Annotated in this window: 24 protein-coding genes and 1 tRNA gene; 17 read left to right on the top strand and 8 right to left on the bottom strand. The window is 67.7% G+C overall.

The features are described from left to right. Together hisI and ACSVDM_RS30025 are read left to right on the top strand one after the other, a co-directional pair. Complete coding sequence (gene hisI / locus ACSVDM_RS30030) at window positions 1–351, top strand: phosphoribosyl-AMP cyclohydrolase (RefSeq protein WP_067498155.1); 351 nt, start codon at window positions 1–3, stop codon at window positions 349–351. Further along, window positions 323–1,012, top strand: coding sequence for a DNA alkylation repair protein (locus ACSVDM_RS30025; RefSeq protein WP_439269060.1), 690 nt, complete (start codon window positions 323–325; stop codon window positions 1,010–1,012). Before hisI ends, ACSVDM_RS30025 begins: the two co-directional genes overlap by 29 nt. A gap of 3 nt (window positions 1,013–1,015) precedes the next feature. On the opposite strand, the gene ACSVDM_RS30020 is transcribed toward ACSVDM_RS30025, so the two are convergent. Beyond that, window positions 1,016–1,315 (bottom strand): hypothetical protein, encoded by a 300-nt coding sequence (locus ACSVDM_RS30020; RefSeq protein ID WP_439269059.1) that lies wholly within the window; start codon window positions 1,313–1,315, stop codon window positions 1,016–1,018. Between the two features lie 40 nt (window positions 1,316–1,355). Next, the gene (locus tag ACSVDM_RS30015) at window positions 1,356–2,039 is read right to left on the bottom strand and encodes a DJ-1/PfpI family protein (protein WP_439269058.1); all 684 of its coding nucleotides are present in this window, start codon (window positions 2,037–2,039) and stop codon (window positions 1,356–1,358) included. Between the two features lie 124 nt (window positions 2,040–2,163). Between ACSVDM_RS30015 and ACSVDM_RS30010 the strand changes: the two genes are divergently transcribed. Then, entirely contained in the window at window positions 2,164–3,102 is a 939-nt protein-coding gene (locus tag ACSVDM_RS30010) for a GlxA family transcriptional regulator (RefSeq protein ID WP_439269057.1), read from the top strand. Window positions 3,103–3,116: 14 nt separating this feature from the next. Here the strand turns inward: ACSVDM_RS30010 and ACSVDM_RS30005 are convergent, their stop codons facing one another. From ACSVDM_RS30005 to ACSVDM_RS29990, 4 genes are all read right to left on the bottom strand, one after another. After that, window positions 3,117–3,584, bottom strand: coding sequence for a MarR family winged helix-turn-helix transcriptional regulator (locus ACSVDM_RS30005; protein WP_439269056.1), 468 nt, complete (start codon window positions 3,582–3,584; stop codon window positions 3,117–3,119). 143 nt (window positions 3,585–3,727) lie between these two features. Beyond that, a complete protein-coding gene (locus ACSVDM_RS30000) occupies window positions 3,728–4,294 on the bottom strand; it encodes a permease (protein WP_067498139.1) in 567 nt (188 codons plus the stop codon). Window positions 4,295–4,355: 61 nt separating this feature from the next. Beyond that, window positions 4,356–4,826: a peroxiredoxin gene (locus tag ACSVDM_RS29995; RefSeq protein ID WP_067644699.1), complete on the bottom strand. Its 471-nt coding sequence runs from the start codon at window positions 4,824–4,826 to the stop codon at window positions 4,356–4,358. Between the two features lie 91 nt (window positions 4,827–4,917). Next, window positions 4,918–5,196, bottom strand: a complete 279-nt coding sequence (locus tag ACSVDM_RS29990; protein WP_067498134.1) for a hypothetical protein — start codon at window positions 5,194–5,196, stop codon at window positions 4,918–4,920. 157 nt (window positions 5,197–5,353) lie between these two features. Here ACSVDM_RS29990 and ACSVDM_RS29985 point away from each other — a divergent pair, with 157 nt between their 5' ends. The 11 genes from ACSVDM_RS29985 to ACSVDM_RS29935 all read left to right on the top strand — a co-directional run bounded on the left by ACSVDM_RS29985 (window position 5,354) and on the right by ACSVDM_RS29935 (window position 16,579). Continuing rightward, window positions 5,354–6,892, top strand: a complete 1,539-nt coding sequence (locus ACSVDM_RS29985) for an anthranilate synthase component I (RefSeq protein ID WP_357151458.1) — start codon at window positions 5,354–5,356, stop codon at window positions 6,890–6,892. Further along, the gene (locus ACSVDM_RS29980) at window positions 6,889–7,590 is read left to right on the top strand and encodes a TIGR02234 family membrane protein (protein WP_439269055.1); all 702 of its coding nucleotides are present in this window, start codon (window positions 6,889–6,891) and stop codon (window positions 7,588–7,590) included. Before ACSVDM_RS29985 ends, ACSVDM_RS29980 begins: the two co-directional genes overlap by 4 nt. A gap of 136 nt (window positions 7,591–7,726) precedes the next feature. Next, window positions 7,727–8,548: an indole-3-glycerol phosphate synthase TrpC gene (gene trpC, locus ACSVDM_RS29975; RefSeq protein WP_357151456.1), complete on the top strand. Its 822-nt coding sequence runs from the start codon at window positions 7,727–7,729 to the stop codon at window positions 8,546–8,548. Continuing rightward, entirely contained in the window at window positions 8,545–9,795 is a 1,251-nt protein-coding gene (gene trpB, locus ACSVDM_RS29970) for a tryptophan synthase subunit beta (RefSeq protein WP_439269054.1), read from the top strand. The genes trpC and trpB overlap by 4 nt, the downstream gene beginning before the upstream one ends. Further along, window positions 9,792–10,592 (top strand): tryptophan synthase subunit alpha, encoded by an 801-nt coding sequence (gene trpA / locus ACSVDM_RS29965; protein ID WP_439269053.1) that lies wholly within the window; start codon window positions 9,792–9,794, stop codon window positions 10,590–10,592. Before trpB ends, trpA begins: the two co-directional genes overlap by 4 nt. Before the next feature lie 74 nt (window positions 10,593–10,666). Beyond that, a complete protein-coding gene (lgt, locus tag ACSVDM_RS29960; RefSeq protein ID WP_439269052.1) occupies window positions 10,667–11,770 on the top strand; it encodes a prolipoprotein diacylglyceryl transferase in 1,104 nt (367 codons plus the stop codon). Between the two features lie 226 nt (window positions 11,771–11,996). Continuing rightward, complete coding sequence (locus ACSVDM_RS29955) at window positions 11,997–12,518, top strand: TM2 domain-containing protein (protein ID WP_067498102.1); 522 nt, start codon at window positions 11,997–11,999, stop codon at window positions 12,516–12,518. A 159-nt stretch (window positions 12,519–12,677) separates the two neighbouring features. Continuing rightward, window positions 12,678–13,436, top strand: coding sequence for an amino acid ABC transporter substrate-binding protein (locus tag ACSVDM_RS29950; protein WP_357151442.1), 759 nt, complete (start codon window positions 12,678–12,680; stop codon window positions 13,434–13,436). A 3-nt stretch (window positions 13,437–13,439) separates the two neighbouring features. Continuing rightward, window positions 13,440–14,111 (top strand): amino acid ABC transporter permease, encoded by a 672-nt coding sequence (locus tag ACSVDM_RS29945; protein ID WP_067644687.1) that lies wholly within the window; start codon window positions 13,440–13,442, stop codon window positions 14,109–14,111. 144 nt (window positions 14,112–14,255) lie between these two features. Continuing rightward, window positions 14,256–15,674, top strand: coding sequence for a pyruvate kinase (gene pyk, locus ACSVDM_RS29940; protein ID WP_439269051.1), 1,419 nt, complete (start codon window positions 14,256–14,258; stop codon window positions 15,672–15,674). Between the two features lie 23 nt (window positions 15,675–15,697). Then, window positions 15,698–16,579 carry an acyl-CoA thioesterase gene (locus ACSVDM_RS29935; protein ID WP_067644681.1) on the top strand — a complete coding sequence of 294 codons (882 nt, stop codon included), beginning with the start codon at window positions 15,698–15,700 and terminating at the stop codon, window positions 16,577–16,579. A gap of 10 nt (window positions 16,580–16,589) precedes the next feature. Here ACSVDM_RS29935 and ACSVDM_RS29930 read toward each other — a convergent pair whose 3' ends face one another. Then, a complete protein-coding gene (locus ACSVDM_RS29930) occupies window positions 16,590–16,994 on the bottom strand; it encodes a hypothetical protein (protein ID WP_439269050.1) in 405 nt (134 codons plus the stop codon). 89 nt (window positions 16,995–17,083) lie between these two features. Beyond that, on the bottom strand, window positions 17,084–17,701 hold the full coding sequence (locus ACSVDM_RS29925; protein ID WP_067498086.1) for an arsenate reductase/protein-tyrosine-phosphatase family protein: 618 nt from the start codon (window positions 17,699–17,701) through the stop codon (window positions 17,084–17,086). Between the two features lie 334 nt (window positions 17,702–18,035). Between ACSVDM_RS29925 and ACSVDM_RS29920 the strand changes: the two genes are divergently transcribed. From ACSVDM_RS29920 to ACSVDM_RS29910, 3 genes are all read left to right on the top strand, one after another. Beyond that, a tRNA-Leu gene (locus tag ACSVDM_RS29920) sits at window positions 18,036–18,122 on the top strand. Window positions 18,123–18,288: 166 nt separating this feature from the next. Next, the gene (locus ACSVDM_RS29915) at window positions 18,289–18,906 is read left to right on the top strand and encodes an ANTAR domain-containing response regulator (protein ID WP_067498083.1); all 618 of its coding nucleotides are present in this window, start codon (window positions 18,289–18,291) and stop codon (window positions 18,904–18,906) included. Window positions 18,907–19,181: 275 nt separating this feature from the next. Then, entirely contained in the window at window positions 19,182–20,339 is a 1,158-nt protein-coding gene (locus tag ACSVDM_RS29910; RefSeq protein WP_439269049.1) for a branched-chain amino acid ABC transporter substrate-binding protein, read from the top strand. The last annotated feature ends 36 nt before the right edge of the window (window positions 20,340–20,375 follow it).

Below are 20,375 nucleotides of genomic sequence, written 5' to 3'. Positions count from 1 at the left end.
ATGAGTCTGGATCCTGCTATTGCCGCTCGCCTCAAACGCAACGAGGCCGGGCTCGTCGCCGCGATCGCGCAGGAGAAGTCGACCGGAGACGTCCTGATGATGGCCTGGATGGACGACGAGGCCCTGGCCCGCACCCTCGAAACCCGCAGGGGCACCTACTATTCGCGTTCACGCCAGCAGTACTGGGTGAAGGGGGAGACCTCGGGGCACACGCAGTACGTGCACGAGGTGCGGCTCGACTGTGACGGTGACACCGTGCTGCTGATCGTCGATCAGGAAGGTGCGGCCTGCCACACCGGCACCCACACCTGCTTCGACACCGATGTGCTGCTCGCACGCGAGGCCGACTGAGGTGACCGTGCCGGAGGTCCTCGCCGAGCTCGCCGCCCTCGACAATCCGCGTGTTCGTGAGGTCAACGAGAAGCACGGCGACGACCACGGCGTGAACCTCACCGAGCTGCGTGCGGTCGCCAAACGGCTGAAGACCAGCCACGACCTCGCCGTCGAGCTGTGGGCCACCGACGACACCGCCGCGAAACTGCTCGCCCTGCTCGTCTGCCGCCCGAAAGCCTTCGACCGGGCCGAACTCGACGCGATGATCCGCGCCGCCCGCACCCCGAAGGTGCACGACTGGCTCGTGAACTCTGTGGTGAAGAAGAACCCGCACGCCGAGGACCTGCGCGTGGCCTGGCTCACCGACCCGGATCCGGCGGTGGCCGCCGCCGGTTGGGCGCTCACCGCCGATCGAGTGGTGAAAAAGCCTGCGGGACTTGACCTTCCCGGGCTCCTGGACGACATCGAAGCGCACATGAAGACCGCCCCCGACCGACTGCAATGGGCGATGAACACCTGCCTGGCCCAGATCGGGATCACCCACCCCGAGTACCGGGCCCGTGCGATCGATATCGGGGAACGGCTGCGGGTGCTCGCCGACTATCCGACCTCGCCCGGCTGCACCTCGCCGTTCGCACCCACCTGGATCGCGGAAATGGTGCGCAGGCAGGGCGACTGAGCCTCAGCGGCGTCGTTCGCCGACGACCTTCGACGACGGCAGGCGCCCGGCTTTGGAGGTTCCCCGCAGGGTGTCACCGTCGACGGTCACGTCGAATGCCAGGTTCAGCCGAAGGGGTTTGGTGACGGCCTGTTTCCAGGTGAGCCGATCGCCGTCGGCGCGGAGCTCGGTGAGTGGCACGTCCTCGCCTGCTCCGCGCGCGACGCCGGTGAGAACCCCGTCCTGCTCACGGATTTCGACCACGGCGTCGATCTTGCCGATCGGGGTGGCGATGGACATGTTCCAGGTGCCTGCGAAGGACATGCTGATGCGATTCCTGACTGTTCGATGAATGGTTCGGTGCTCAGAAGGCGGTCGGTGTCAGACCGTCGGCGCGCCAGACGGTGCCACGCCGCTCGTGTGCGAAGAGCTCTTCGACGGTGTGCGCGACCCGGGGCCCCAGCTCGCGCTCGAGCAGATACAGGCCGAGATCGAGGCCGGAGGTGACACCCGCGCCGGTGACCAGGTCGCCGTCGTCCACGATCCGGGCCGAGACCGCGTGCGCGCCGGTGGCGTCGAGCAGATCCAGGCCGAGATGGTGGGTGGTGGCGTGACGGCCTTCGAGCAGGCCGGCCATCGCCAGGACCAGCGAGCCTCCGCAGACGGTGGCGACCGTGACCCCTGGGGCTTGCATCGCTTGCGTGAGGAGCGCGGGCAGTTCGGTGCTCAGCGTGCGACCGAGCAGCACCGGGATGGGCTGGTCCGGTTCCCACTCGCCCGCACCTGCTTCCGGCACCTCGGCGAGGTCGCCCACCCGGCCCGAAGCCCCGGGCACCACAACGATGTCCGCACGTTCCGGGTCGAGGGTGCCGGTGGCGCGCAATGTCAGTCCGCCGGTGCCGCTGATCACCTCGCGAGGGCCCTGGGCGGAGACCAGCTCGACGGTGACCGCACCGTCGGACGCCACGCCGCCCGCGTACAGCACTTCATAGGGAGCGATGGCATCGAGTGGGTCGAAGCCGTCGAAAAGGACGATCTGAATATGCATGGATGAGTTCCCTCGCGTCGATATCCACTGGACATCCCACAGTCAACCGGTGCTCGCCGCGAGAGCACAGTGGCACTGGCGACAGGTTTCGACGGAAAAATGCCAACCTCGGTACTCTCGGGCCATGTACACCGTCGCAGTCCTGGCACTGGACAAGGTGATCCCGTTCGACTTGTCCACTCCGATCGAGGTGTTCTCGCGGACCCGGCTGCCCGACGGACGACCCGGCTACCAGGTGCGGGTCTGCGCCGAGCACGCCGAGGTCGACGCGGGCGCCTTCACCCTGCGCGCCCCGTGGGGCCTGGACGGCCTCCGGAACGCGGACACGATCATCGTGCCGGGCATCGCCGATCCGACGGCGCCGCTCTCACCCGCCGTCCGTGAGGCACTACGCTCGGCCGCCGCCGAGGGCACCCGTATCGCGTCCATCTGTGTCGGCACCTTCCCGTTGGCCGCCACGGGTCTGCTCGCCGGGCTGCGCGCCACGACCCACTGGCATGCGGCAGGCGCACTGGCCACCGCCCATCCCGACATCGACGTCGACCCGGACGTCCTCTACGTCGACAACGGTCAGTTCCTCACCTCGGCCGGCGCCGCGGCGGGAATGGACTTGTGCCTGCACATGATTCGCCGTGACTACGGCTCGGCCGCGGCCGCGCACGCCGCCCGGCTGTCGGTGATGCCGCTCGAACGCGAAGGCGGACAAGCGCAGTTCATCGTCCACGACCACGTCCCGACACCGCAGGGCTGTGAGCTCGAAACGCTGCTCACCTGGCTGCAGGAGAACCTGGCCGAGGACCTCACTCTCGCCGATATCGCCGAGCGGGCCGGAACCAGCACCCGCACGCTGATCCGGCGCTTCCGGGAACACACCGGAACCACCCCGCTGCGATGGCTGCACCGCGTCCGGATCCGGCAGGCACAGCATCTGCTCGAAACCACACAGCATTCCGTCGAACGGATCAGCGGCCAGGTCGGTTTCGGGTCGGCCACCGCCTTCCGGGAGCGCTTCAAGCGCACCACCGGCGTCAGCCCGCAGAGCTACCGGCGCACGTTCGGCTGAACCGGATTCGAGGTCTAGTCGCACCCCTCGGCGAGGACATGGTCCAATTGGCTGGACAGGCTTTCGCCGAGGGCGGCCAACTGGGCTGTCTGGGCGCAGTCGAGACCGTCGAGCACCAGCTTGCGCACGGCCTCGAGATACCCGGGCGTTGCCTCGACGACCTTCTCGAAACCGGCGTCGGTGAGCACCGCGTACACCCCGCGTCTGCCTGCCGCCGAATCGCGGCGCGCCCAGCCGAGTCGCTCCAGTTTCGACACCACATGCGACAGACGCGATAGCGAAGCATTTGCCTTGTGGGCGAGATCACTGAGCTGCATCCGGTGCCCGGCTTCCTCCGACAGCAGGCTCAGCACCCGGAATTCGAAATGCGTGAGCCCGGACTCGCGCTGCAACCGGGTGTCGAGGGCGGCCGGAACCCTTGTCATCAGGGCGACTACCGCCTGCCAGGCGCGTTGTTCTACCGGATCCAGCCATCTGGTCATGGCTGAGGCCGCCTCGCGGTCGGGCGGCACGGATCGAGGAGTGGGACGCGCACCGGACCGAGTTTGCCACGACGTCGCTGTGGCGTCCGCCGGATCGCCCGGGTCGTGAGGTCACTCACAACCCGGGACGCGTCATCGAAGCATCAGTATTCGCGAGACTCCTGCGGCGGGACCGTCGGTTCGGGGGTGGCCTTGGCGGCCCGGCGGCGGTTGATGCCCCGCTTACCCATCAGACCGAGCACCAGGGCGAAGATGATCGCGGCCACGATCGCACCGACCAGACAGGCACCGCGGAACGCGGGCGCGTCGACATCGAGGATGCGTTCACCGGCGTGCGCCGCATTGTTGCCACCGAGCACGATGGTGAGCGTCATCAGGTTCGGCAGGGAGCCGAGCAGCGCGATGACGACTGCCACCCCGGCGATGAACTTGCCGCCTTTGCGCTTCCACATCCGCACCGCGAGCAGCAACAGCAGCAACGGCACCAGCGTGAACACCAGGCCGTAGACCAGGCCCCACCAGATGCCCTGGGTGAAGCTGCCGTGCACGAGGCTCGCCAGGCGCTGCGCCCACCATCGCGGGATGAACGAGGCCAGGATGAAATAGGCGATGACCAGCACGACCGCTGTCGCCAGGATCATGATCGCCCGGTTGCGCCACACGGTAGCTGTGGACTTCTGACCGCTCGACCGCACTTCGCCGGATGTCATTCCCCCAGCGTAGGTGCGCCGACGGCGCCGGGCACCGATCCGTGCCCGGCGTTTCTCCTCGCTATCCGGCGGATTTCGCCCGTTCACGCAGGAAGCGCAACGCCTCGTCGGCGTGCACGGCCGCGCGCAGTTCACCGGTGACGACCTTCAGGATCGTGCGATCGGTATCGATGACGAAGGTGTGCCGTTTGACCGGGGCCAACTTGCCGAGCAGTCCGCGCTTGACGCCGAAACCGGCCGCGACCTCCCCGTCTGCGTCGGAAAGGACCGGATAGTCGAGTCGCTGCTTGCCGGCGAAACCGGCCTGCACCTCGACACTGTCGGTGCTGATCCCGGCACACGACGCACCGAGGGCGGCGAACTCGGCGCTCAGATCACGGAAATGGCAGGCCTCGGCGGTGCAGACCGGAGTGTTGGCGGCCGGGTAGAAGAACAGGACGAGCGGCCCGCCTGCCAGCAGGGCGTCGAGGGAGCGGAGTTCGCCGGACTGATCGGGAAGTTCGAACGGGGGCGCGGTCTGACCTGGCTGCATGCGCACGACCCTAACGGCCGGTGCCCGAGCGCAAAAGGTCCCCGTCCACGGACGCGAACGGGGACCCGCCTTTTCGACCAGCCCTGCGGCTCTAGGGAATCCGCAACAGCGCTTTGATCTCCGGGTTGCGGATCTCCATCACGTCGAGGATGCCGTGCACGCGCAGCATCGGCTCCAGCTTCAGGAGACGATCGCGGTGCGCTTCGTACTCGACCGGGAACGACTTCTCGTCCAGATCCTGCATGGCCTTGGCATAGGTGACGAACGACGTGAGCGCGCTCGCCGCGGACTGCTGTCCAGGACCGTTGTAGTGCTGCGACACAGGGGCCTGCCTGCCCATCTGTGCGCCCTGATGCGAGGGATTCAACATGGCTCCTCTCGGAAGAAGGGATACCGCATGCGACATGGAACGCGCGCGAGTGTAGTGATGCCGGTCACGACCGCATTCGGCGCCCGGTCGTGACCGCCTTCGGCGGGGTGGTCGGGGCAGGATGCGGCCACGTCGCGGCGCCTGGGATGATGGCCGAATGCAGGGCGCGCCGACACCGACCACCACCACCCGCGAGCAGTTCCGGTTGCTCGCCGCCGAGCACCGGGTGGTCCCGGTGACCCGAAAGGTGCTGGCCGACTCCGAGACTCCGCTCTCGGCCTACCGCAAACTGGCCGACGACCGGCCGGGCACCTTCCTGTTCGAGTCCGCCGAGAACGGGCGCTCCTGGTCGCGCTGGTCGTTCATCGGCGCGGGCAGCCCGTCGGCACTGACGGTCGTCGACGGTGCGGCCGCCTGGCTCGGCACCGTCCCCGCCGACGCGCCCTCGGGCGGCGACCCGCTGCGCGTGCTGCACGAAACCCTCGAACTGCTGCGCACCGAACGCCTGCCCGGGCTGCCCCCGCTCACCGGTGGCATGGTCGGCTATCTCGGCTACGACGCGGTCCGCCGCATCGAGCGCCTGCCCGAGCTGGCCGAGGACGATCTGCAGCTGCCCGAGTTGGTGCTGATGCTGGCCACCGACCTGGCCGCCTTCGACCATCACGAGGGCGCGATCACGCTGATCGCCAACGCGGTGAACTGGAACGGCACCGACGAACACGTCGACGCCGCCTACGACGACGCCGTGGCCCGGCTCGACCGGATGACCGCCGCGCTGGCCACCCCGGCATCGTCGACGGTGTCGGTCTTCGACCAGCCCGAACCCGACTACCTGCGCAGGCGGACCACCGAGGAATTCTGCTCGGGCGTGCGCAGGCTCATCAAGGAGATCGAGGCGGGCGAGGCGTTCCAGGTGGTGCTCTCGCAGCGCTTCGAAATGGAGTACACCGGTTCCCCGCTCGCGGTCTACCGGATGCTGCGGGCCTCGAACCCGAGCCCGTACATGTACCTGATGCACATCCCCGACGGCGACGGCGGCACCGCGTTCTCGATCGTCGGCTCCAGCCCGGAATCGCTGGTGACCGTGAAAGACGGTGTCGCCACGACACATCCGATCGCGGGCACCCGCTGGCGCGGCGCGAGCGCCGAGGACGACATTCTGCTCGAGAAGGACCTGCTCGCCGACGACAAGGAGAACGCCGAGCACCTCATGCTCGTCGACCTGGGCCGCAACGATCTGGGCCGGGTGTGCCGTCCCGGCACGGTGCGCGTCACCCAGTACCGGCACGTGGAGCGCTACAGCCACGTGATGCACCTGGTGTCGACGGTGTCGGGTCAGCTGGCCGAGGGCAAGATAGCGCTCGACGCCGTGCGCGCGTGTTTCCCGGCGGGCACCCTCTCCGGTGCGCCGAAGGTGCGCGCGATGGAGCTGATCGAGGAACTCGAACCGACCAGGCGCGGGATCTACGGCGGTGTGGTCGGCTACCTCGATTTCGCCGGTGACGCCGACACCGCCATCGCCATCCGCACCGCCCTCCTCAAGGACGGCACCGCCTACGTCCAGGCGGGCGCGGGCGTCGTCGCCGACTCCGACCCCGTCGCCGAGGACACCGAGGCGCGCAACAAGGCCATGGCGGTCCTCAAGGCGATCGCGGCCGCCAAGACCCTGCGCACCTACGAGGGCGGCGCCGAGTGAGTGCGCGGGACGCCGACGGCCTGACAGCAGGCGCGCAAGTGGCCGCACCTGCCGCCAAACCGGTGGTTCCGGTGATCTTGCTGGCCGTGGCGGCGGCTGGATTGTGGGCGTCGTCCCGGATGACGTGGGTGACGGTGCAGTCGGCCGACGGCCTCACCGAACCCCGCACCGACAACCTCGACGGCGGCACCTGGTTCGGGGCGCTCACTCCGCTCGCGCTGGTGCTCGTCGCCGCGATCGCCGCCGTGTTCGCAGTGAAGGGTGTGCTGCGTCAGCTGCTCGGTGTGGTGGTCGCGGTGGTCGCCGCGGTGGCGGCCGTTCCCGGTTTCGCCCTGACCATCGGGGCGGGCAGGACCGCCGAACGGGCGGGCACGCTCGCCGAGCTGCCCGGCCGGGCGACGGTCACCGGTGCCGAAGCCCACGTCTTCCCGGCCGTGCTGTCGGTGCTGGCGGCGGCGTGCGCCCTGGCAGCGGGCGTATTGCTGACCAGGCGGGCCGAGACCACCGCCCAGCTGTCCGGCAAGTACGACAACCCCGTCTTCCGCCGGGCCGACGCCAGCGCCCAGGTGAACAAGTCCGACGGCGCCGCGCCGCTGTCGGACCGGGTGCTGTGGGATGCCCTCGACGCGGGCACCGACCCCACCGACACCGCAGACACCCCGGACGACGACGACCGCCCGGGCCGGCGCGAGCCGTGACCGGGCACGTGACCCCCGGCACCCCCGCCGCAGTGACACGCGCGGCGGCCATTTATTCTTGTCAGGCATCGGTGAGACAGCGCCCGGGGGGACTCTCGGGTGAGAAGTTCGTCTCCCCAGAAAGGATTCGAGCCAGATGACGGTACTCGACTCGATTCTCGACGGGGTTCGGGCGGATGTTGCCGCTCGCGAAGCCCTCCTCGATTTTCAGGCGATCAAAGCTGCCGCGGCCGCCGCGAAGGCGCCGCTGGACGCGCGCGCCGCGCTGCACGAGGACGGGATCGGTGTCATCGCCGAGGTGAAGCGGTCCAGCCCCTCCAAGGGCGCGCTGGCCGACATTCCCGACCCGGCCGTCCTGGCCAAGGCCTACGAAGACGGTGGCGCCCGCATCATCAGCGTGCTCACCGAGCAGCGCCGCTTCGGCGGTTCGCTCGACGATCTCGACGCCGTGCGCGCCGCGGTGAACATCCCGGTGCTGCGCAAGGACTTCGTCGTCGGCCCGTACCAGATCCACGAGGCCCGCGCCCACGGCGCCGACGTGATCCTGCTGATCGTGGCCGCGCTCGAACAAGACGTGCTGTCCTCGCTGATCGACCGCACCGAATCACTCGGTATGACCGCTCTCGTGGAAGTGCACACCGAAGAGGAAGCCGATCGTGCCCTGGAAGCGGGCGCCTCGGTGATCGGTGTGAACGCGCGCAACCTCAAGACGCTCGAGGTCGACCGCGACGTGTTCGCCCGGATCGCACCCGGTCTGCCCTCGGAGGTCATCCGGGTGGCCGAGTCCGGCATCCGTGGCACCGCCGACCTGCTGGCCTACGCCGGCGCGGGCGCCGACGCGGTGCTCGTCGGTGAAGGCCTGGTGACCAGCGGAAACCCGCGCGCGGCCGTCTCCGACCTGGTGACCGCGGGCGCCCACCCCTCCTGCCCGAAGCCCGCACGGCGGAGCATCCGATGAGCGCGCTGCCCCAGGCCAGCGCGGGGGTGGCCCAACACAGCGACTACGAACCCGACGCGGGCGGGCACTTCGGTGTCTACGGCGGGCGGCACGTGCCCGAGGCGTTGATGGCCGTGATCGAGGAGGTCACCGCCGAATACGACAAGGTGCGCTCCGACCACACCTTCCTCGACGAACTCGACCGGCTGCAGCGCGACTACACCGGTCGCCCCTCGCCGGTGTTCGAATGCACCCGGCTGGCCGAACACGCCGGTGGCGCAAGGATTTTCCTCAAGCGTGAGGACCTGAACCACACCGGTTCGCACAAGATCAACAATGTGCTCGGCCAGGCCCTACTCGCCAAGCGGATGGGCAAGACCCGCGTCATCGCCGAGACCGGTGCCGGTCAGCACGGTGTCGCCACCGCCACCGCCTGCGCGCTGCTCGGTCTGGACTGCGTGATCTACATGGGCGCGGTCGACACGGCCCGCCAGGCGCTCAACGTGGCGCGGATGCGCCTGCTCGGCGCCGAGGTGATCTCGGTGACCAGCGGTTCGCAGACCCTCAAGGACGCCATCAACGAGGCGTTGCGCGACTGGGTCACCCACGCCGACGACACCTACTACTGCTTCGGCACCGCCGCGGGCCCGCACCCGTTCCCGCTGATGGTGCGTGATTTCCAGCGCGTGGTCGGTATGGAGGCGCGCGAGCAGATGCTCGAGCGCGCCGGTCGCCTGCCCGACGCCGTGGTGGCGTGTGTGGGTGGCGGCTCCAACGCCATCGGCATCTTCCACGCCTTCATCCCCGACGCGGGCGTGCGTCTCGTCGGTTACGAAGCGGCCGGCGACGGTGTCGAAACCGGTAGGCACGCAGCCACTTTCACCGGCGGTACACCCGGTGCGTTCCAGGGCGCCTACTCGTACCTGCTGCAGGACGAGGACGGCCAGACCATCGAATCGCATTCGATCTCCGCCGGTCTGGACTACCCGGGTGTCGGCCCCGAGCACGCCCACCTCAAGGACATCGGCCGCGCCGAGTACGCGCCGATCACCGATACCGAGGCGATGGACGCGCTGCTGCTGCTCTCCCGTTCGGAGGGCATCATCCCGGCGATCGAGTCCGCCCATGCCGTGGCCGGTGCGCTGAAGCTCGGCAAGGAACTCGGCGAGGGCGCCATCATCCTGGTCAACCTGTCCGGTCGTGGCGACAAGGACATGGACACCGCGGGCCGCTGGTTCGGTCTGTTCGATGAGGAGAACCAACAGTGAGTCAGCAGTCGCGCCTGGCCAATACGTTCGCGGCCGCGCGCAGCGAGGGCCGGGCGGCGCTCATCGGTTACCTGCCCGCGGGCTACCCCGATCTGGCCGGTTCCATCGAGGTGTGCCGGACGATGGTCGAATCCGGTTGCGACATCGTCGAAGTCGGCGTCGCCTATTCCGACCCGGTGATGGACGGCCCCGTCATCCAGGCCGCCGCCGAGCAGGCGCTGCGCAGCGGCGTCCGCGTGCGTGACGTGTTCTCCGTCGTCGAGGCGATCACCGACGCCGGTGGTCAGGCCGTCGTGATGAGCTACTGGAACCCGGTCCTCAAGTACGGCGTCGACAACTTCGCCCGCGACCTGGCAGCCGCGGGCGGCGCGGGCATCATCACCCCCAACCTGATCCCCGACGAGGCCGACGACTGGTTCGTCGCGTCGTCCACCCACAACCTGGACCGCATCTTCCTCGTCGCCCCGTCCTCCACCGAGGAGCGACTGGTCAAGACGCTGGAAGCCTCCCGCGGATTCATCTACGCCGCTTCCACCATGGGCGTCACAGGCGCCCGCGACGCCGTCTCCTCGGCCGCCCCCGCCCTGTGCTCCCGCATCCGCGCCCACTCCGACATCCCGATCGGCGTCGGCCTCGGCGTCCGCTCCGGCGCCCAGGCCGCCGAGATCGCCGCCTACGCCGACGGCGTCATCGTCGGCTCGGCCTTGGTCTCGGCCGCCGCTGAGGGCCTCGACGCGGTGCGCGCACTGACTTCCGAGCTCGCCGAAGGCGTCCGCGCCGCAACGGTGCGCTCGTAGCCGAAGCAGGTTTCACCGGGACACGGGTCACTCGCCAGGGGACGGGCTGACCCGAATCCTGGCTCTCCACTAACGTGGTGGCCGTGAACTCAGTCCTGGCCTATATCCCGAGTCCGCCGCAGGGTGTCTGGCAGCTCGGGCCCTTTCCGTTGCGGGCGTACGCGCTGTGCATCATCCTCGGCATCATCGTCGCCATCTGGTGGGGTGAACGCCGGTGGCAGCAGCGTGGTGGGCAGGCCGGGGCGGTGCTCGATGTGGCCATGTTCGCGGTGCCGTTCGGACTGGTCGGCGGGCGGGTCTATCACGTGGCCACCGACTGGCACAAATACTTCGGGCCGGACAAGAACCCCGTCGAGGCGCTCTATATCTGGCAGGGCGGGCTCGGCATCTGGGGTGCGGTGTTCTTCGGTGGCATCGGCGCCTGGATCGCCTGCCGCATCTACAAGATCCCGCTGCCTGCGCTCGGCGATGCGATTGCCCCGGCCGTGCTGCTCGCCCAGGCCATCGGCCGGCTCGGCAACTACTTCAACCAGGAACTCTACGGTCGCACCACCGAGGTGCCGTGGGGTCTCGAGATCTACGCCCGCTACGACACCGAGACGGGCGCGCGCGACATGATGAACGGGGTGTCCACCGGGCAGGTGCTCGAGGTGGTCCACCCGACGTTCCTCTACGAGATGATCTGGAACGTGCTCGTCGTCGTGCTGCTGGTGCAGATCGACAAGCGGTACCGGATCGGGCACGGCCGCCTGTTCGCGCTCTACGTCGCCGGATACAGCTTCGGCCGGTTCTTCGTCGAGCTGATGCGCAGCGACGAGGCGACCCACGTGCTCGGTATCCGGGTCAACTCGTTCACCTCCGCGCTCGTCTTCCTCGGCGCCATGGCCTACTTCGCGCTGGCGACCAAGGGCCGCGAGGACCCGGCCTTGCTGCAGCCCGGCGCGGCGCCGCGTCCGTGGCCGTGGCAGCTGTCGAAACTGCGCGCGCTCGGTGCGGCCGAGAACGCCGACGGCGGACAGGTCGACCTCGCGAAGAAGTCGGAACCCGCAGGGGAACACAATGATTCGGCTGTGACCACCACCGAACCGGCCGAGGTCGCGGCTGCTACCGGGGAAGAGTCCGCCACCGAGGCCGACGAGGCAGGCGAGCCGACGAAATCGGACGCGAAGAAGGCCTGATCTCTCGAGAAACCGAACTGATCCACGGGTGTTCGTCAACACGACGAACACCCGTCGCGATATTCCCGTGAGTGCTGCGTGCTCGTGACGACGAGGCACCCGAGAAGACAACGGCCGGTGGTACCGGCCACAATGACCGTGATCGTCGCGGGCGCACCGCCGTTCGGCCGATCACCACATGGCCGGGGGCCACGACGGGTACCCGCACGAATGATGGAGGACATGAGTGACCGACCCCTACAACCCCAATCCGCAATACGGCCCTGATCTGAGCAAGCAGCCCGATTCGGGCGCGCACCAGCAGTACGGTCAGCCGGCCTACGGCCAGCAGCCGTCGGACCCGTACGCCCAGCAGCCCGGTTACGGTCAGCCGCAGTACGGCGCGCCGCAGCCGCAGTACGGTCAGCCCGCCGACCCGTACGCCCAGCAGCAGCCGGGCTATGGCCAGCCGCAGCCGTACGGCATGCCGCAGGGGTACAACCCGGCCGACCCGGAGGCCCCCTACGGCCGGGACATGTACGGGGTTCCGTTCTCGGACAAGCAGAAGCTGATGGCCGGTCTGCTCGAGATCTTCCTCGGCAGCTTCGGTGTGGGCCGGTTCTACCTCGGCTACACCGGTCTCGGCATCGCCCAGATCGCCGTGGTCTGGCTGACCTGTGGTCTCGGCGCCATCTGGCCGTTGATCGACGGCATCATGATGCTCACCGGCAAGGTGCCCGACGCGCAGGGCCGCCCGCTGCGCGACTGATCCGGCACGCGTCGCCGACGGGTGTCCTGCCTCGGCAGGGCACCCGTCGTGTTTCCCCGCCCCCATTCCGATCGCGATGAGCGATACTCTGTGTCGGTCGTGCGCGGCGCCGTAGCGTCGCTTGGCCTGCGCGTGTTCCGGCGCGCAGCGGAGAAAGGGATGTCCGTGCGCAAAGTTCTTGCCGCCGTCGTACTCGCCGTCGTCGCGGCGACGGGTCTGTCGGCCTGCTCGTCCGCGTCCGACCCGAATGTGCTGAAGGTGGGCACCGAGGGCACCTACGCGCCGTTCAGCTACCAGGAGAACGGCGAGCTCACCGGATACGACGTCGAGGTCGCCCGCGCGGTCGGCGAGAAGCTGGGCAAGCGGGTCGAATTCGTGCAGACACCGTGGGACTCGATCTTCGCCGGACTGGAATCCAAGCGCTTCGACCTGGTCGCCAACCAGGTGACGATCAATCCCGAGCGCACCGCGAAGTACTCGCTGTCGCAGCCGTACACCACCTCCGAGGGCGTGATCGTCACGCGCGCCGACAACACCGACATCACCGGCCTGGCCTCGCTCGCGGGCAAGACCACCGCGCAGTCGGCCACCAGCAACTGGAGCCAGGTCGCCAAGGACGCCGGCGCGAAGGTCGAGGCGGTCGAGGGCTTCGTGCAGGCGGTGCAGCTGCTGAAGGCGGGTCGCGTCGACGCCACCGTCAACGACACGCTCGCGGTGGGTGAGTACACCAAGAAGACCGCTGACACCGGTATCAAGATCGCCGCCAAGACCGGCGAGGTCAGCAAGCAGGCCTTCGCCGGCCGCAAGGACGACGCCGCGCTGGTCGCCGATGTCGACCGGGCGCTGGCCGAGCTGGCCGCCGACGGCACCCTGGCCCGCCTGTCGGACAAGTACTTCGGCACCGACGTCAGCAAGTAGCGGATGGATCAGGCGACCTGGGAGCTGATCCGGCGCAACCTGTGGCCGATGCTCGAGGCGACGGTCACGATGACGTTGCCGCTCACCGCGATCAGCTTCGTCATCGGCCTGGCCATCGCGGTGGGTGTCGCGCTGGCCAGGATGTCGGCGCGGCGGGTGCTGTCGTGGCCCGCCCGCTTCTACATCTCGATCATTCGCGGCACCCCGCTGCTGGTTCAGCTGTTCATCGTGTTCTACGCGCTGCCACAGTTCGGCGTCGTCATCGATCCGTTTCCGGCGGCGGTGATCGCGTTCAGCCTGAATGTGGGTGGTTACGCCGCCGAGGTGGTTCGTTCCTCGATCATGAGCGTGGCCCACGGTCAGTGGGAGGCGTCCGAATCGCTGGGCATGACGTATGTGCAAACACTGTGGTACGTCGTGTTTCCGCAGGCCGCCCGGATCGCGGTTCCCCCGCTGTCCAACACCCTGATCTCGCTGGTGAAGGACACCTCACTGGCCTCGACCATCCTGGTCACCGAACTGCTGCGCACCGCCCAGCTCGCCGCCGCCCCCACCTTCGACTTCTTCGCCCTCTACGGCGTCGCGGCCCTCTACTACTGGGCCATCTGCCTGGTCCTCGGCTTCGCCCAAACCCGCCTGGAAACAAGACTTTCCAGACACGTCGCCGTCAGGTGACAACTGATTTCGTGAACACATGGGTAACTCGTCGGGAACGCTCGGCCCCCGTCCCGTCGAAAACCGCCGGTCCGGTCGATAGCTGACCACAACCCTGCGGCCGGCAGAATTCGCGGGGAGGCGGACAAGCACTAGGCTGGGGGCGTGATGCGACGAACGAAGATTGTGTGCACCCTCGGGCCGGCCACTGCCTCCCAGGACCGAATTCGTGAGCTCGTCGAAAGCGGCATGGATGTAGCCCGGCTGAACTTCAGCCACGGCGAGCACGCCGACCACGCCGACAACTACAAGATGGTCCGCGCGGCCTCCGACGAGACCGGTCGCGCGGTCGGCATCCTCGCCGACCTGCAGGGCCCCAAGATCCGCCTCGGCCGCTTCACCGAGGGCAAGACCCACTGGGCGACCGGCGAGCAGGTGCGCGTGACCGTCGACGATGTCGACGGCTCCCACGACCGCGTCTCCACCACCTACAAGGAACTCGCCCAGGACGCCAAGGCAGGTGACCGCCTGCTGGTGGACGACGGCAAGGTCGGTCTGACGGTCGAGGCCATCGAGGGCAACGATGTCGTCTGCCGGGTCACCGAGGGCGGCCCGGTGAGCAACAACAAAGGGCTGTCGCTGCCCGGCATGAACGTGTCGGTGCCCGCCCTGTCCGGCAAGGACATCGAGGACCTCGAGTTCGCGCTGAAGCTCGGCGTCGACTTCATCGCGCTGTCGTTCGTGCGTTCGCCCTCCGATATCGAACTCGTGCACGAGATCATGGACCGGGTCGGGCGCCGGGTGCCGGTGATCGCCAAGCTGGAGAAGCCGGAGGCGATCGAGAACCTCGAGGCCATCGTGCTCGCCTTCGACGCGGTGATGGTCGCGCGTGGCGACCTCGGTGTCGAGTTGCCGCTCGAGCAGGTGCCGCTGGTGCAGAAGCGCGCGATCCAGATGGCGCGCGAGAACGCCAAGCCGGTCATCGTCGCCACCCAGATGCTCGAATCGATGATCGAGAACTCCCGCCCCACCCGCGCGGAGGCCTCCGACGTCGCGAACGCGGTGCTCGACGGTGCCGACGCGGTGATGCTGTCGGGGGAGACCTCGGTCGGTGCCTGGCCGATCGACGCGGTGCGCACCATGGCCCGCATCGTCACCGCCGTGGAGTCCGAGACGTCGCGGGTGCCACCGCTGACCCACGTGCCGCGCACCAAGCGCGGTGTGATCTCCTACGCCGCGCGCGACATCGGCGAGCGGCTCAACGCCCGCGCTCTCGTCGCGTTCACCCAGTCCGGTGACACCGTGCGGCGCCTGGCCCGCCTGCACACCCCGCTGCCGCTGCTCGCGTTCACGCCGCTGCCGGAGGTGCGCAGTCAGCTCACGCTCACCTGGGGCACCGAAACCTTCATCGTGCCCATGGTCGACAGCACGGATGCGATGATCCACCAGGTGGATCAGGCGTTGTTGTCGCTGGATCGGTACCGCAAGGGCGACCTGGTCGTCATCGTGGCAGGCTCCCCGCCGGGTACCGTCGGTTCCACCAACCTGATCCACGTGCACCGCATCGGAGAAGAGGACCATTAGCAGTGAGTAGTTCGGTAGACGAGATGATCGACATCGGGCCCGGCGAGCCGTCATCCGACCTGCGGGTGTTGCTCGACCTGCTCGACCTGGAGCAGATCAGCGAGGACGTCTACCTGGGCAACCACCCGGAGAAGGTGTGGAGCCGCACCTTCGGTGGTCAGCTCGTCTCTCAGGCGATCGTCGCCGCGGGCCGTACCGCGGGTGATCGCCCGCTGCACGCGATCAACGCGCATTTCGTGCGTGGCGGCGACGTGAAGAAGCCGATCGAGTACCACGTGCAGCGGCATCGCGACGGGCGCGCGCTGGCCAACCGGACGGTGACCGCCAGCCAGGACGGCCAGGAGTTGTTCGTCATGCTGGCCGCGTTCCAGGACTGGGGCAAGGGCCTCGAGCACGCCCACGACGCGCCCGTGGTGCCCGATCCGGAGTCGTTACCCCGGATCGAGGAGCATTTCGCGGGGTTCGAGGACAAGCTCGAGATGTTCATCAACGCCCCGCACCCGATCGATATGCGCTATACCAACGATCCGGCGTGGATTCTCAAGGGCACCGGCGCCAAGCTCAACCACAACCGGGTGTGGATGCGCACCGACGGTTCCCTGCCCGACGATCCGCTGCTGCACGTGGCGGCGCTCGGCTATTCGTCCGACACCACGGTGCTCGATTCGATCATCACCACGCACGGTTTGTCGTGGGGGCTGGACCGGATTCTCGCGGCGACGGTGAATCATTCGATCTGGTTCCATCGCCCGTTCCGGTTCGACGACTGGTCGCTGTACGCCACCGAGTCGCCGGTAGCGGCGGGTTCGCGTGGGCTGGCGACAGGCCGGTTCTATTCGCGCAGTGGCGAATTGCTCGCCACCACGGTGCAAGAGGGCGTCATCCGCCACTTCCCGGCGCGCTGAGGCAGGTATTTCAGAGGCGCTCGACGTCGGGTTCGAACTCGACGTCGCTGCGCTGATGAGCGCGCAGTGTGAACGGCACCGTCCGGTCCGCGCCGTACACGGCGAGCGCCAGCCCGGATTCGAGGTCGGCGATGTCGTCGTCGCTGAGGTCGGTGGGTTCACCGACCAGGCTCAGCGCGATCTCGAAGGTCGCCTCGGTCTCCGGCTGGTGCCCGGGATGGCTTGCGAGCCATTGGTTTTCGAGGTCCTGGTGGACGGTGTCGGTGGCGTCGACCGGGAGGGTGAAGCGCCAGGCGAAGACGTCGCGGTCCTGGATGTGGTCGGCGAGGACGCCTCGGATATCGGCGACGATGCGGTCGAGGACGTCCGGGGTCACATACACATGGAGAGAAACATCCGAAATGCGTTTCGGCATGTCCGAGTCCTGTCGTGTGTCGAACCAGCATGGGAAACTTCCACGTCCGCGCCGAAGTGTAATCGGTGTCCGCTCTCGCGAACAGACCTTCATCTCCTGCGTTGCGCGGCGAGGAAGGCCGCGAGCGGGCGTGCGCCACCGGGCTCGATCACCAGTCCCGGTCGTTCGTCCTCGCTGAGTTTGGTCTGCTCGTGCGGTGCGAGTGCGCTCAGCAGGGGGAAGAGCACCTCGGCGATGCGGTCGCCGACCTCGACGAAGGCCTCGGCGGACAGTCCGATCGGGTCCGCGATGTTCTCCCGGCCCACATAGGCGAGGTCGTTGCGGGCGCGGTGCAGTGCGGCAATGGATTTCGCGCCGGTGACCTTGGCGATACGGTGCGCCTCGATGAGGGTGAACGTGCGCGGTGCGGCGCCGAAGGCCAGTTCGGCCACCTGGTCGCGTAATGCCTCGGTCATGGTGAGCACCAGATCGGCGCGATCGACCATTTCGGGCTTGAGTTTGCGGGCCTTGAATCCGGTGGTGTCGCCACCGAGCCCGGCGATCGTCTCGGCCGCGAGCGGTTCGGCCGGAAAACCGACGAGGGCACGGGTTCCCGCGCTTTCGGCGGTGAGGCCTGGCAGTCCGTTGTGCGCCGCGAATGCCCGGGTGAGCCGTTCGGCGATCACCGAGCGGCAGACATTGGAGTTGCAGACGAACAGCACGTGCATACCGATACCGTAATCCCGGTCATTGTCGTGCAGTAGGCCAGAATTGTAACCATCACAAGCGTGCTGCTATTTATTCACCTTTCGGTTGAATTCCGTACATTCATTGCGACGCGAAATCCGTTGTGTGTGACCGTGATACCCGTGTGATCGGGGTGGTAAACCTTCGTTCCAGATGTGTCGATCATCACTGGTTCCGGACCGCGATAATTCGGTTCGGAAATAAATTCCGATCGGCCGGTCATTGCCGCGAACCCGCGCGGCGGGCCGGGGGCCGACCGTGGGCGAGGGCCGGTTCGCTTCCGGGTGTGCCGGGACGCTATAGTGACCGCGGTGCGCCGGGTTGGCGGAACTGGCAGACGCGACGGTCTCAAAAACCGTTGTCCGAAAGGACGTGTGGGTTCGAGTCCCACACTCGGCACCACGGCGGAAGCGCGGCATCGGCCGCGCTCCGCGGGGGAGTATCTGTCGCGGGGCACGCGATGACCTCGCACACGTGTCACCCGCGGTTCCGGCAGCTCCACGCATTCGGAAGTGGACGCGATAGGTACTCTCGACATCGGCAGTCGGAATCCAGAGGGGTCGAACCTATGAGCACGAATGCAGCAGGCGCTGGCGCCGCGGGTGACGTGGTGGCCAAGCGCGTTGTCGTGGCCGAGGACGAGGCCCTCATCCGCATGGACCTCGTGGAAATGCTCAAAGAAGAGGGCTACGACGTCGTCGGCGAGGCCGGTGACGGTCAGCAGGCCGTCGAGCTGGCCGAGCAGCTGCGCCCCGATCTGGTGATCATGGACGTGAAGATGCCGCGCCGCGACGGCATCGATGCCGCCGCCGAGATCGCGACGAAACGTGTTGCGCCCGTGGTGATCCTGACCGCGTTCAGTCAGCGCGACCTCGTCGAGCGGGCGCGTGACGCCGGCGCGATGGCGTATCTGGTGAAGCCGTTCACCAAGTCGGATCTGGTGCCCGCGATCGAACTCGCGGCCAGCCGCTTTCACGAAATCTCCGCGCTGGAAACAGAAGTCGCGAATCTGTCCGACCGGCTCGAGACCCGCAAACTGGTCGAGCGTGCCAAGGGTGTGCTCATGCAGACTCAGGGTTTGACCGAACCCCAGGCGTTCAAATGGATTCAGCGCACGGCGATGGATCGGCGCACCACCATGAAGGCGGTGGCCGAAGTCGTGCTGGAGAACCTCACCCCGCAGTGACGCCGAACCGTAAAGCTCCGGTGCGCGCCCAGGAAACCGGAAAAACTTTACGTAAGCGAAACAATAACGTGAACTATGACCGCACACGAAGCATCCGACATGATGCGAATGTGATGCGGATCTAACAAAGCGGCGATATGTTCTCACCGGGTCGAACGTGGGTCGGCCCCCTCGGCGACCCCGGGGTGCACAGGACATAGAGGTGAGACGTGCTCAGTTCGACATGGCGCAGTCGTTCGACGCGAGGAGTTCTGGTAATCGGAGCTGCCGCGTCGTTGGTGTTGTCCGGATGTAGTGACAAGTCGTCCGACGGCGGCGGTGGCGGCAACACCGACCTCTCCATCCAGCCCGTCGTGCAGCTCGATACCGAGGGCAAGGCCGTTCCCCAGAGCGACGCGGGCGCGGCCGCCGACCCGGCCGGTGACGGCAAGGCCAAGTGCGCGCCGACGAGCATCGCGATGGCCGGACCGCTGACCGGTGGCAACGCCGCGCTCGGCATCAACATCACCATGGGCGTGAAACTCGCCCTGGACAAGCACAACAAGGCGAACCCGGATTGCCAGGTCTCGCTCAAGGAATTCGACACCGAGGGCAAGCCGCAGAACGCCAGCCAGAAGATCCCGACCATCGTCGCCGATCCCAGCATCGTCGGCCTGATCGGTCCGACCTTCTCCGGTGAGACCAAGGCGACCGGCCAGATCCTCAGCGAGGCGGGCATGCCGACGCTGACCGCCTCGGCCACCAACCCGACGCTGACCCAGAACGGCTGGAAGACCTTCTTCCGCGGCCTGGGCAACGACAACTCGCAGGGCCCGGCCGTGGCGAACTACCTCACCAAGGAGAAGGGCTTCAAGAAGATCTGCGTCGTGCAGGACAACACCGACTACGGTGCCGGTCTCGCGCAGGCCTTCCTCACCGCGGCCGGCGGCGCCGCCGATCCTTCCTGCGCGGCCAACGTCAAGGAAGGCGACAAGGACTTCTCGGCGACGGTCTCCAAGCTGTCGGCGGCCAAGCCCGACGCCATCTTCTACGCCGGGTACTACGCCGAGGCCGCGCCGTTCGTGCAGCAGCTGCGTTCCGGTGGCGTGACCGCGACCTTCGTCTCCGCCGACGGCAGCAACGATCCCGAGTTCGTGCGCCAGGCCGGTTCGTCGTCCAAGGACGCGCTGCTGTCGTGCCCGTGCAGCCCGGCGCCGGAGAAGTTCGCCGCCGAGTACACCGCGTTCAACGGACAGGCCCCCGGCGTCTACTCCGTCGAAGGCTACGACCTGGCCACGATCCTGCTCAAGGGCATCGACTCCGGCAAGGTGACCCGCGCCGACCTGGTCGAGTACGTCCGTGCCTACACCGGCACCGGTGTGGCCCGTGAGTACAAGTGGGGCGAGACCGGCGAATTGGCCAACATCCAGATCTGGATGTACGAGGTCAAGTAGTCCCATCTGAGCGTGTTGCGGTGCGCGTGGCAGCTG

This window comes from Nocardia sp. JW2, assembly GCF_051843015.1.
Lineage (GTDB): Bacteria > Actinomycetota > Actinomycetes > Mycobacteriales > Mycobacteriaceae > Nocardia > Nocardia coubleae.
This window is presented reverse-complemented; position numbering and strand designations above follow the sequence as displayed.